This is a genomic window from Propionimicrobium sp. PCR01-08-3 (assembly GCF_030286045.1).
Classification (GTDB): Bacteria; Actinomycetota; Actinomycetes; order Propionibacteriales; family Propionibacteriaceae; genus Brooklawnia.
In genome coordinates, this window is record NZ_CP127390.1 from 983,825 (window position 1) to 995,908 (window position 12,084).

General features: G+C 63.8%; 10 protein-coding genes. 7 read left to right on the forward strand and 3 right to left on the reverse strand.

Annotated elements, in window-relative coordinates:
- Positions 1–42 precede the first annotated feature (42 nt).
- The 3 genes from pgsA (at position 43) to QQ658_RS04610 (ending at position 1,608) form a co-directional block, all read left to right on the forward strand.
- Entirely contained in the window at positions 43–735 is a 693-nt protein-coding gene (pgsA, locus tag QQ658_RS04600) for a CDP-diacylglycerol--glycerol-3-phosphate 3-phosphatidyltransferase (protein ID WP_286026493.1), read from the forward strand.
- Positions 732–1,235: a CinA family protein gene (locus QQ658_RS04605; RefSeq protein ID WP_286026494.1), complete on the forward strand. Its 504-nt coding sequence runs from the start codon at positions 732–734 to the stop codon at positions 1,233–1,235. Before pgsA ends, QQ658_RS04605 begins: the two co-directional genes overlap by 4 nt.
- 109 nt (positions 1,236–1,344) lie before the next feature.
- Positions 1,345–1,608 carry a helix-turn-helix domain-containing protein gene (locus QQ658_RS04610; protein ID WP_286026495.1) on the forward strand — a complete coding sequence of 88 codons (264 nt, stop codon included), beginning with the start codon at positions 1,345–1,347 and terminating at the stop codon, positions 1,606–1,608.
- 85 nt (positions 1,609–1,693) lie between these two features.
- Here QQ658_RS04610 and QQ658_RS04615 read toward each other — a convergent pair whose 3' ends face one another.
- Positions 1,694–6,229 carry a DEAD/DEAH box helicase gene (locus QQ658_RS04615; RefSeq protein WP_286026496.1) on the reverse strand — a complete coding sequence of 1,512 codons (4,536 nt, stop codon included), beginning with the start codon at positions 6,227–6,229 and terminating at the stop codon, positions 1,694–1,696.
- A gap of 89 nt (positions 6,230–6,318) precedes the next feature.
- On the opposite strand from QQ658_RS04615, the gene QQ658_RS04620 reads away from it, so the two are divergent.
- The 3 genes from QQ658_RS04620 to QQ658_RS04630 all read left to right on the forward strand — a co-directional run bounded on the left by QQ658_RS04620 (position 6,319) and on the right by QQ658_RS04630 (position 8,375).
- On the forward strand, positions 6,319–6,513 hold the full coding sequence (locus QQ658_RS04620) for a DUF3046 domain-containing protein (protein WP_286027028.1): 195 nt from the start codon (positions 6,319–6,321) through the stop codon (positions 6,511–6,513).
- Between the two features lie 270 nt (positions 6,514–6,783).
- The gene (gene recA, locus QQ658_RS04625; RefSeq protein ID WP_286026497.1) at positions 6,784–7,836 is read left to right on the forward strand and encodes a recombinase RecA; all 1,053 of its coding nucleotides are present in this window, start codon (positions 6,784–6,786) and stop codon (positions 7,834–7,836) included.
- Positions 7,837–7,904: 68 nt separating this feature from the next.
- A complete protein-coding gene (locus tag QQ658_RS04630; protein WP_286026498.1) occupies positions 7,905–8,375 on the forward strand; it encodes a regulatory protein RecX in 471 nt (156 codons plus the stop codon).
- A 172-nt stretch (positions 8,376–8,547) separates the two neighbouring features.
- Here QQ658_RS04630 and QQ658_RS04635 read toward each other — a convergent pair whose 3' ends face one another.
- Complete coding sequence (locus tag QQ658_RS04635; RefSeq protein ID WP_286026499.1) at positions 8,548–9,444, reverse strand: phosphogluconate dehydrogenase C-terminal domain-containing protein; 897 nt, start codon at positions 9,442–9,444, stop codon at positions 8,548–8,550.
- Complete coding sequence (locus QQ658_RS04640) at positions 9,444–10,268, reverse strand: sugar phosphate isomerase/epimerase family protein (RefSeq protein WP_286026500.1); 825 nt, start codon at positions 10,266–10,268, stop codon at positions 9,444–9,446. Before QQ658_RS04640 ends, QQ658_RS04635 begins: the two co-directional genes overlap by 1 nt.
- Positions 10,269–10,601: 333 nt before the next feature.
- Here QQ658_RS04640 and miaB point away from each other — a divergent pair, with 333 nt between their 5' ends.
- Complete coding sequence (gene miaB, locus QQ658_RS04645) at positions 10,602–12,080, forward strand: tRNA (N6-isopentenyl adenosine(37)-C2)-methylthiotransferase MiaB (protein ID WP_286026501.1); 1,479 nt, start codon at positions 10,602–10,604, stop codon at positions 12,078–12,080.
- Positions 12,081–12,084: the final 4 nt, after the last annotated feature.

The following is a 12,084-nucleotide window of genomic DNA, read 5'->3' on the forward strand; positions in this document are numbered from 1 at the left end:
AGTGAGACGGCGGCCCGATGCAGGGCCGGGTGAGGAGTAGGCATGAGCCAGGCCAGCGGTGACAAGCCCGAAAAACTACTGGGATTCACCTGGAACGTGCCGAATGCGCTGACGATTCTGCGCATGGTGCTGGTGCCGGTCTTCGTCGTCGTCTTCCTGCTCAACGCGCACGACCAGCCAATCAGGCTGTGGGCCACGGCGATCTTCGTGGTCGCGATCCTCACCGACAGCCTCGATGGGTACATAGCCCGCAAATACGATCTGGTCACCAATTTCGGCAAGATCTGGGATTCGATCGCCGACAAGGCGCTGACCGGCATGGCCTTCGTGGTCTTGTCGATCGCAGGTGAGCTGCCCTGGTGGATGACCATCATCATCTTGTTGCGCGAGTGGGGCATCACCGCACTGCGTTTCGCGATTCTGAAATACGGCGTGATGGCCGCCAACCGCGGCGGCAAGCTCAAGACCCTGGTCCAGTCATTCGCGTTGATCGCCTTCCTGCTGTGGCTGCCGGAACTCGGGTTCTGGTTCGACGTCATCAAGTGGGCCCTGATGTGGATCGCCTTCGTGCTGACCGTGGTCACCGGAATCGACTACCTCTTCGAGGCGAACAAGCTGCGCAAGGCTTCGCTGGCCGCTGGCGGCCCGGTCGACATCACCAAGGGCGTCGCCGACGAGGTCGAGTTGCCCGACGCTCCGGAAGAGTTGCCGGATGACGGCGAGCATCTGGCATGAACCAGACTCCCTCTACCGCGGCCCGAACCATCCAACTGCTGTTGAACCGCCGCTGCACGATCGCGACCTGCGAATCGTTGACCGGCGGGGGTATCGGGGTTGCCCTTACCTCGGTGGCAGGCGCATCCGCGGTTTTTCGTGGTGGGCTCATTACCTACGCGTCCGATCTGAAGTCGAGCCTGGCAGGGGTGGACGCGGGCTTTATCGCCGAGCACGGTGTCATCAACGAGCGCACCGCCAAGGAAATGGCCATCGGTGCGGCCTGGAATTGCCGCGCCGACATCGGCCTGTCCTGCACCGGAGTGGCCGGCCCGGACGGTGAGGATGGCGAGAATCCCGGCACGGTCTGGCTGGGGCTGGCGTTGTCTGCGAAATGGGACGACAGAGTCCGCTCCCGGCTCCTGCGGCTGACCGGTAGCCGGGCGGAGGTGCGCGAGCAGACCATCGAGAACGCATTGTCGTGGCTGAACGAGTGCCTGCGGGAGCCCGCGCACAGCTGAGCTGGGAACTCGCGAAGATAGTTGAATTCTTGACGGAATAAACGGGTGGGTGCCCCGCGTTAAGTGTTCGTCTGCGCCCGTACGGGCGCCTGTATGGGGAGGCTACGCGATGGCTGTATTAGCTCGTGAACTGCTTGGTGAAGTACTTCGCTCGGAACGCATGCGTCAGGGACGCACGTTGCGCGAGGTCTCTCTTGCTGCGCGGGTGAGCTTGGGATACCTGTCCGAGGTCGAACGCGGGCAAAAGGAAGCCTCGAGCGAATTGCTGCAATCCATTAGCGAGGCCCTGGGAGTTCCGCTTTCGCAGATCTATGGTTCGGTGGCCGAGCGCTTCAGCCAGGCCGATTCGCGCCAGGCTGCGTTGGCCGCCTGAGTTCTTGACCAAGCTGGTTCCTCGATAGACGTGAGGGGCGGCACCGTTGTCCAAGGGGACGCGGTGTCGTCCCTCTTTTGGGCTTTCAGACCTTAGGTCCCTTACGCCTCTTCCGGAACCCCTGAGGAACCATCGCAAAGCCGGCACGGGTGAGAGCCGGACGAAAGCCGTGGACTTCCAATGCGGATCTGCCATTGAGTCGTTCGATGGTAATGTCGTCGATTCTGCCGGCATCGACGGTAACCGCGAGCAAGTGAAAGGCCTCATCGACCAGCGGATCGTCAGGGTCCTTGGCGACCATCAGGGTGTGGGCGCCGCGCTCCAGGTAGGCGATCAGGTCTCCCGAAGACAGCAACACCAGGGAACCGGCGCCGCGATTCGGGCGGTGACCCTCCAAATGCGGCCACGCCAGCGCGGCACCATAAGGGTTCGCTGGATCACAAGATGCCAAGAGGATCATGCGGGCCGGGTCGGCATTCGGCACCCCATTCTTGCCGGCATCATCAGCCGGCCGAAGCTCGCGCAGCCGGTCGACCGCACCGGGTAGCGCGAATTGTGCGCCGCCCAACCCGTCGATGAAGTAGCCCCGGCGAATCGTGCCGCGCTCTTCGAGGGCCGATAACACCTGATAGGCCTGGGCGAAACTGGGCACCAGGGTCTCGGTGACTGCCGCGGGTTTGGTTAGCACGCCGTGGCGTCCGAGTAGGAGCCCGACATCTTGGACGAGCTGATCGGGCGTGCTGAGGTCACCGCGTGGCAGCGCGGCCCAGCGCGTCCCCGACGCCGGACGAGTGGGAACAACAATCGTGCGGACCAGCATGCGCCTGCGGGGATGGGGCGTGCGAACCCGACGCGCGGTCTTCTGCCCACACCATTGCCGCACGGCGGCGAAAGAATCGGTACCGATACGTCCGGCCCAGGCCAGTTCCCAGAGCAGACGCTCGGCCTCGGCTTCGGTGAGCTGGTCGTCGGCCAGATCTGCAGCACGCCAGGCGCCACCGCTGCTCAGGCGTCCCAGCAATGCGGCGGCCCCGGAACTGAGCGGTTCATCGCTCGCCGGCAGCCCGACATCGCCCGGCCACAACTGTACCCAGCCGTCCTGTTCTGAAATCTGCCCTGATCCGCTCCACCTGACGGTGCCATCTGTCAGCAATCGGTCGAGTATCTCGGGCCGGTAATCGGCGACTCGGGCGGGCAACACGACCGATTCCAGCATCGACGCGGGAACCGGAACCCCCGCCAGCTGATCGATAGCAGCGCTCAGAGCCTCTACGCCCGAGGCCGGCGTCTCCAGCTCGTGCCAGCTCGTGAGAAAGTGCGCGAAGGTCTGCTGGCTCACGGGTTGGACGCCGCGCCGCAGCTGTGCCAGCGTCCGGCGTTTCAGGGTTTCGCGCACCTGCTGGTGAACGTAGCCGGGCACGGCGCCCGGGTCGCCAGATTTCACCGTTGCGATCTCGTCGGATCGTAACAGCGCGGCATAGGCAAGATCTGCTTGCTGGGCTCCGAGCCCAAAACGGTCGGCAAGATCTGTGGGGTGCGTCACGATGTGATGGCGGGCCCAGCGCCCGGCGAGACGTTCGAGGCCGGTCGCGGAAAGCTCAATGGTCTCGTGTTCACGACTGCCTAGCCAGCGCAGATCGTCACTGACCAGCCACATTCGGCGATCGGCAAAACGCACATGGGCCGTTCGCCCCTCGGCCTCAAGCTGGTCGAGCCACTCTGGCGCGGCAGAACCCGGTGAACAACGAGCGACAACCTCCTCGGTGGTCAAGGGCCCGATTCTGCGCAGCAGATCCCACAACTGCTCGGCATCATCTGCCTGCCAGCCGGGCGCGCGCCGCTGCAATTCGGCCTCGAGTTGATCGGCGATCGCCGGATCGAACAGCTCCCCACCGGAATCCGAACCGAGCAATTCATCCAGCATCGTCGGATCGAGGCTCAGCGCCGCCAACCTTCGTTCGGGCACCGGACGGTCGCCGTCATAGATGAAGGTGCCGGTCAGACCGAAGAGCAGTTGCTGGGCGAAGGGAGAGGCCTGATCGGTCTCGACGCCCACAACCCGCGTCCGGCGTGCGGCGATGGCGTCGAGCACACTCATCAAACCGGGCATGTCGAAGACATCGTTGAGGCATTCCCGCATCGCCTCAAGAGTGATCGGAAAGTCGGGGTACTCGCGCGCGACCTGCAGCAGTTGCGCGGCGCGTTGGCGTTGCTGCCAAAGCGGAGAACGCTTGCCGGGGTTGCGTCTGGGAAGCAGCAGAGCGCGTGCCGCGCATTCTCTGAACCGTGCGCTGAAAAGGGCGGAGGCGCCAACCTCCTGTTCAACGATCTGCTGCACCCTGGTCAGCTCGAGAGCCGTCAGAAGCTCCGCACCCGGTGGAGCGGCATCGGAATCGGGTACTCGTGCCACGATGCCGTCATTGGTACACATGATCTGGGGCTCGGCCCCGTAACGCTCCCGGAGATGGTTACGCAGCAGCATCGACAGCGGCGCGAGTATCGCGTTGCCGAGGTTGCTCAACACGCAGACCCGCCAGTCGCCCAACTCGTCGCGGAACCGCTCCACGACAATGGTGTGATCATCGGGGACGACGCCGGTCGCCGCCAACTCATCCCGGACGTACTGCACCAAATTCGTGGTGGCCGACCCATCCAGGCCTGCGCGGTGTGGGAGCAGCTCGGCGCAGTCGCCGGGATCGGTGGCGAGCCTGTTCGCCAGCTCGCCCATCGCAACACCCAGGCCAAGCGGCCGGGCGGCCGAATCACCATGCCAGAAAGGCAAGCGTCCGGGCATGCCCGGGGCCGGGCTCACCACTATGTGGTTGACCGTGATCTCCTCGATGCGCCAACTGGTTGTTCCGAGAGTGAAGACATCGCCCACTCTCGACTCGTAGACCATCTCCTCATCGAGCTCGCCCACGCGGCGTCCGGCATTGGCTCGGCCACCGGCTTCGTCGGTGCTTCCCGCGAGGTAGATCGGATAGTTTCCCCGGTCGGGGATGGTTCCTCCGCTGGTCGTCACCAATTGCCGGGCGCCCGGCCTGGCGATCAGCTCTCGGGTGGACGCATTCAGCGCCAGCCTGGGCCGCAACTCCGCAAACCGCTCGCTGGGGTAGCGTCCGCACAACATGTCGACGACGGCGTCGAAGAGTGGACGCGGAAGCTCCCGGAACGGGTCAGCTCGGCGTGCCAGGCCGAACAGGGCGTCGGATGTATGCGGAGAGACCAAGCAGATCGAGACCAGATGCTGGGCCAACACATCCAGCGGGTTGCGTAGCCGTGGCAAAGGTTCGATCAGCCCCCGCTTCATGCGATCGACGACGACGGCACACTCCAGCAGGTCACCGCGTGAGGTGGGAAAGAATATTCCGTGGCTGACGGCCCCCACGCCATGACCGGCCCGCCCGACGCGCTGTAAGGCGCTCGCCACCGACCCCGGAGACTGGGCCTGAATCACCAGGTCGACAGCTCCCATATCGATGCCGAGCTCCAATGACGAGGTCGCCACCACGCACGGCAGCCGCCCCGATTTGAGGTCGGACTCGATCTCGAGGCGGCGCTGTTTGCTGACCGAGCCGTGATGGGCGCGAGCGACGATCGGCAGCTGACACGATTCGTCGTATCCCGGGCTCGAACCCGACCGCGCCGTGGCCTCATTCGGTGGCTCGAACCGGGCAAAGGGCTCACCCTGGCGCATGGCGTGCAACTCGTTGAGCTGGGCGGTCAACCGCTCGGCGGTGCGGCGCGAGTTGACAAAGCAGATCGTCGAATGATGCTGCTCGATGAGGTCCAGGATTCGCGGTGTGATCCAGGTCCACATCGAATTGGTCACGGTGCCCTCGGCCTCGCCTTCGGCCGCTCCGACGTTGGCGTGCAGTTCGGTCATATCGTCGACCGGCACCTCGACACTCAGCTGCCAGGCCTTTTCGGATGCAGGCTCGACAACGCTCACCGGGCGATCGCCGGCCAGGAACCCGGCCACCTGTTGCACCGGGTTGACCGTCGCCGAAAGCCCGATGCGTTGCGGATCATGATCTGGGGACGACAGCCGTTCCAAGCTGAGCGCCAGATGGGCACCTCGCTTGGTCGACGCGAGGGCGTGAACTTCGTCGACGATGACCGTCTCGACCTGATCGAGGGTTTGCCCAGCTGAACTGGACAGCATCAAGAACAGCGATTCCGGCGTGGTGATCAGAATGTCGGGAGGATGGGCCACCAGACCACGGCGCTGACTCGCGGGAGTGTCTCCGGAACGTACAGCGACCCGTACCTCGGGGATCGGTAGCCCGAGCCGCCGCGCGGCCTGCTGCATACCCCGTAGCGGCACCCGAAGATTGCGCTCAACGTCGACAGCAAGTGCTTTCAAAGGCGAGATATAGAGCACTCGCACCTTATCGGTGGCCGGCGTCGTGGTGAGCCGGTCGAGGCTGTGCAGGAACGCCGCGAGGGTCTTGCCCGAGCCGGTCGGGGCGACGACGAGAGCATGCTCGCCAGCGCTGATGGCGTGCCAGGCCGCGATCTGGGCAGGTGTCGGCGCCTCGAACGCGCTTGTGAACCAGGAGCGAGTGGGTGCACTGAATCGCGCGAGCTGCTCGGCCTGCTCGGCGCCGGATTCGATCATAAAGCCATTGTGTCTGGTCGCACTGACAAAAATGATCGAGCTTGGACGTGCGTTGGGGACAGTTGGCCCGCAGCCGTACGGTGGAGGCCATGCGAGAGGCCGAGTTGTGGCAGCGGTTGACTGCTCAGTTGGGGAGCGGATATGCCCACGTGTGGGCCGAGCAAGTTGTGCTCGCCGACCTCGGTGGACGCACGGTGACGGAGGCGCTCGCAGCCGGTGTGCCCTGCAAGACGATCTGGCGGGCCATCTGGAGCCAGTTGGAACTGCCGGCACGCGAGCGGTGACCGTCTCCCGAGACTCACAAGACTCCCGAGTTCCACGAGTTGCCGGCGCGCGAGCGGTGACCGGCCTCGGACAGAAACTTTGACCAACACGCCGATTCAATGCCTACGTCGAACACACGTTCGGTTATCCTGGTTGCAGGTTACGAACGTGGCGGAGTTATCCACAGCTGAGGTAAGCCGGAAAAAATTGTCGGACGCCCGGTCTAGTGTGCTCTACACGTCAACCACCCAGACTTCCAGGTTCGTCCTGGTACAGAGAGGATAAGGCAGATGGCTGTTGCAGATCGCGAGAAGGCCCTCCAGGCAGCACTCGCCCAAATCGAGAAGCAGCACGGCAAAGGCTCGGTCATGCGGCTGGGCGATCAGACTCACGCACAGATCGAGGTCATCCCGACCGGGTCGATCGCGCTCGACGTGGCGCTGGGCATCGGGGGGCTGCCCCGGGGCCGGGTCATTGAGGTCTATGGTCCCGAATCCAGTGGCAAGACGACGGTAGCGCTGCACGCCATCGCCAACGCTCAGGCAGAAGGAGGCATCTGTGCCTTCATCGACGCCGAGCACGCTCTGGACCCGACCTATGCGGCAGCGCTCGGTGTCGACACCGATGCCTTGCTGGTCAGCCAGCCGGATAACGGCGAGCAGGCCCTTGAGATCGCCGACACACTGATCCGGTCAGGTGCATTGGCTCTGATCGTCATCGACTCTGTCGCCGCGCTCACCCCGCGTGCCGAGATCGAAGGCGAGATGGGCGACTCGCACGTCGGCCTGCAGGCGCGGCTGATGAGCCAGGCATTGCGCAAGATCACCGGAGCCCTCCAAGGGGCCAATACCAGCGCGATCTTCATCAATCAGTTGCGCGAGAAGATCGGCGTGATGTTCGGCAGCCCGGAAACCACGACCGGCGGGCGGGCACTGAAATTCTATGCGTCGGTACGCCTCGATATTCGCCGCATCGAATCGCTGAAGGACGGCAACGAGATCGTCGGAAACCGGACCCGTGTGAAGGTCGTCAAGAACAAGGTCGCGCCGCCATTCAAGCAGGCCGAATTCGACATCATGTACGGTCACGGAATCTCCCGAGAGGGCAGCCTGATCGACATGGGCGTCGATGTGGGCCTCGTCCGCAAGGCAGGCTCGTGGTACACCTACGGCGACGACCAGCTCGGGCAGGGCAAGGAGAATGCCCGCAATTACCTGCTCTCCAATCCCGACATCGCCAATGAGTTGGACGCCAAGATTCGTGATGCCATGGGCATGGGCGAGGCCAGCGATGACGAAGTGCCCGAAGGTGTCGATCCGGTCACGGGGGAGGTCGACTTCTGAGAGCCAAGGAACCGCCGGCGGAGGACGGGCAAGGAGACCAATCGGCGGCGGACGCCGACGCTTATTCGGTGACGCGAGAGATGGCTCTCAAAGCCCTGGACCGGCGAGCTTACGGCAAGGTGGAACTCGCCCAGTATCTGGCTCGCAAGGGGGCTAAAGATGTTGTCATCACCCAGGTACTGAACCGGCTCGAAGAGGTCGGACTGATCAATGACTCCGCCTTCGCAGAGCAGTGGGTCGATACACGACAGCCGGGCAGACTGTTGTCGCGCAGAGCCTTGGTCGCCGAGCTTCGCCGTAAAGGCATCGAAGACGACGTCATTGCCGATGCCGTCGAATCGGTCGATCACGACGTCGAAACCGCGTCGGCGCTCGAACTCGCCAGGCGCAAGGCGCGTGGCGCGCACGAGCTGGACCGTGCGGTCGCCATGCGGCGAATTGCGGGTGCGCTCGGGCGGAAGGGGTATTCCGGTGAACTCGCCTGGTCGTCCGCGCGGCAAGCGCTCGACGAACTTGCCGAGAGTCGAGACCAGGTGTGAAGGTGCCGGCAATCGATGAGCGTGCCGAGGGTCGAGACGAGCTTGAGCATGCCGTGATCACGCGGCGAATTGCGGATGTATCCGTCCCGAAGGGCTACTGCGCTGAGCCGGCTTGGTCGGCCGTCGGCAGGCTCTGAACAAACCCGCCGACAGCCGGGATTAAACCGGGAGCTCAGCGCTCGATCTTGTCGAGGCGCAGCATTTTTGCCAGTACGACGTCGAGATCGGCGTCGTCCCAGATCTTCTTCCAATCGTCGTTGATGATGGCGTGGCGGCCGTAGTCCATGGCCAGCAGGCAGGCGTCGGAGAACGGGTTCGAGCCGCGTAGGGCGTTGGTCAGGGCGATGTAGATGTGGCCGTAGAAGATCGCTTTGACGGCGTCCTCGGGGATGCCGATCTCGTTGACGGCATAGTCCATCGAATCTTTGAGGAATTGTCCGATCATGCAGCCGGTGGTCTCGACCAGGGTGGGTTCGAGTTGAGCGAGTTGCTTGACGGTGACCCAGTGCACGTCGATGACCGGAGCGTACTGCGCCTTGATGACCTGCTCGGCGACGGCCTGCTGCTTGTCGTCACCGTTTTCGAAGGCGGCCACGACTTCCTGGGGGGCAGAGATGCCGCCGAAGGTGTCGTTCCACTGGTCACCGCTGCGTTCCAGGAACACCGACGGGTGACATGGGTGCGCGCACGCCATCGCCACGTCGTCGCGGCGGGTCAGCAATCCGGCGTAGGCGGCGGCAGGATCAAGAGTCAGCATGATCGATCCGGCACGCATCAGCGGAACGACCTGCTTTGATACCGGGCCCAGCGCGATATCGGGAACCGCAAGGATCACAACATCACACCGATCTGCGACATCGTTGATGTCGGAGACCTCACGCCCGAGCGCGCGCACGGCCTCTTGGCCCTTTTCGGATGCTTCGCAGTAGTAGATGGTCGCGTCGGTCAGGTTGAGGTTGTTCGAGACGCGGGTGCCCATCTTGCCTGCGGCGCCGACCACGGCAATCGTGAGGCCGGGATCAAGTTCGACCTTTTTGCCGAACAGTGGATTGAGCTCCTTGTTGTTCATTATTTCTCCTTGTAGGTGTGATCATCGCGCCATTTGCGCAAGGCGGTCAGGGAGGCGTTCGTCCAATCGCGTTCGATGGCGATGGTCTGCTCGATCGTGTCGTGCCAGGGCACCCAGTGTTCGACGATCGCCGACGGATCTCGCCCATCCGTGTAGACCGCGGACAGCTCGGCGTCGAGGTCGAGCAAACCGGCACCCATTCGTGCTCCCGCGTAGAGAAAGCCAACCCAGCCCTCGTTGCGGGTGAACGCGAAATCCTTGACATGCAGGTTGGTGACGAACGGAGCAGTCGACTCAATGACGTCCGCCGGGTTCTCGAGCGCCGACACACAGTTCGCCGGGTCGAGACAGATACCGACCCTCGGGGAGTCCACCGACGACACGATACCGACGAGCTCACCGGTGCTGACCTGTTCATAGGTTTCCAATGCGAGTGTGATGTCGGCGCCATCAAGATCGGGTATCAGCGCCGAGAGATCACCGGCGACACCATCCAGCCCGCGCTCATCGACCTCGACGCGTTGCACCATCGAACGCAACGTGCGTGCGCCCAGCAATCGCGCCTTGGCGACAAACTCGCGAAGATGCGCCGGATTCGTCCCGCGCGTGCCCAGCTCCAGATCAAGACCGAGGCTGGAGGCCTGGGTTTTGATCGCGGTGAGCTCTGCAGCGCTCAGATACGGCACTCGGGGATCGTCGCAGATCTGGAACACCTCGCAGCCCAGCTGCGCGGCCCGGTCCAGCATCTGGGGAATGTCCAATGGTTCGGGTGCACGTTCGTTCCATTCCCAGAACAGGGCATAACTGCCGATTCCGATCTTCAACGCTCCACCTCACTGTGCTGCCCGCATGATCCGGAAGAAGCCACCAATGATTGATCCGGTTCCGGAATCAGGATAGGCGATTGGCGAGAATTGATCAACCGGTTGACCAATTGGTCGTCGGTGGCCATCCGAGTCAAACACGCGGTCCATTGCTGATTAGTGGAGCGAGAAGCCCGGTTGATGTGCCGAGTCCGCGTGCTGGCCTGGGAGAGACAAGGCAAGGTGGAAAGCTTGAAGGTGTAAAGGTCGAGTCTGCGTGCCGGCCCGGGAGAGATTCAGGAGCCGAAGCATGAAATCGGCAGAACGCCAATTGGCGATTACAGTAGATGCGCCATGACTACGCAGCTCACATCGTCCTCACCGCGCACCTACCAGGTCATCACCTACGGGTGCCAGATGAACGTCCACGACTCCGAACGCATCGCCGGCCTGCTCGAACACGCCGGTCTGGTGGCGGCCCCGGAGCCTTCAGGTGAGCTGGCCGATGCCGATGTGGTGGTCTTCAACACGTGTGCGGTCAGGGAGAACGCCGACAACCGGCTCTACGGCAACCTCGGTCATATGGCCAAGATCAAACGGGGTCGTCCCGGGATGCAGATCGCGGTCGGCGGCTGCATGGCCCAAAAAGACCGCGATCTGATCACCACCAAGGCGCCATGGGTCGACGTGGTCTTCGGGACGAACAACCTGGGCTCGTTGCCGGTCTTGCTGGAGCGTGCCCGGATCACCGACGAGGCGCAGGTCGAGATCAAGGAGGCGTTGCAGACCTTCCCGTCGAACCTGCCGACCCATCGCGACTCCGCTTACGCGGCCTGGGTGTCGATCAGTGTGGGCTGCAACAACACCTGCACGTTCTGCATCGTGCCGAGCCTGCGCGGCAAGGAGACCGATCGCAGGCCTGGGGAGATCCTGCGGGAAATCGAAATGCTGGTATCCGAAGGCGTGCAGGAGATCACCCTGCTCGGCCAGAACGTGAACACCTACGGGGTGGAGTTCGGCGACCGGTCGGCGTTCGCCCAGCTGCTGCGCTCCGTCGGCGAGGTCGACGGTCTGGAGCGCGTCCGATTCACCAGCCCGCATCCGGCGTCGTTCACCAATGATGTCATCGAAGCGATGGCCACCACCCACAATGTGATGCCGAGCCTGCACATGCCCTTGCAGTCCGGCTCCGACCGGGTGCTCAAAGCCATGCGGCGCAGCTACCGCAAAGACCGCTTCTTGCGCATCTTGGACGATGTTCGCTCCGCGATGCCGCACGCCGCCATCACCACCGACATCATCGTGGGCTTCCCGGGCGAAACCGAGGAGGATTTCGAGCAGACGCTTGAGGTCGTGCGGCGTGCCCGGTTCAGCGCCGCGTTCACCTTCCAGTACTCGATCCGCCCCGGCACCCCGGCCGCCACCATGCCCGATCAGGTGCCGGCCGACGTGGTGCAGGAACGCTACGAGCGGCTGGTCGCCGAGATCGAGCAGATCTCCTGGGAGGAGAACAAGGCTCTGGTCGGCAGCACCGCCGAGGTGCTCTTCGCCGCAGGTGAGGGACGCAAGGATGAGCGCACTTCTCGAGTGAGCGGACGGTCCCGGGACAATAGGCTCGTGCACGTTGCGATGCCGGACGATCCCGCGTTCAGGCCTCGTCCGGGCGACATCGCCGAGGTCGAGATCACCCATGCAGCACCCCATCACCTGGTCGCCGACGCGCCGATCCGCAACCTGCGCCGGACCCGTGGGGGAGATGCCTGGCAGGCGGCGCAGACCCCGCGTCCGGCCGGAGTGGGGCTCGGGCTGCCGACCGTTGCGGGCATCCGGTGATGAC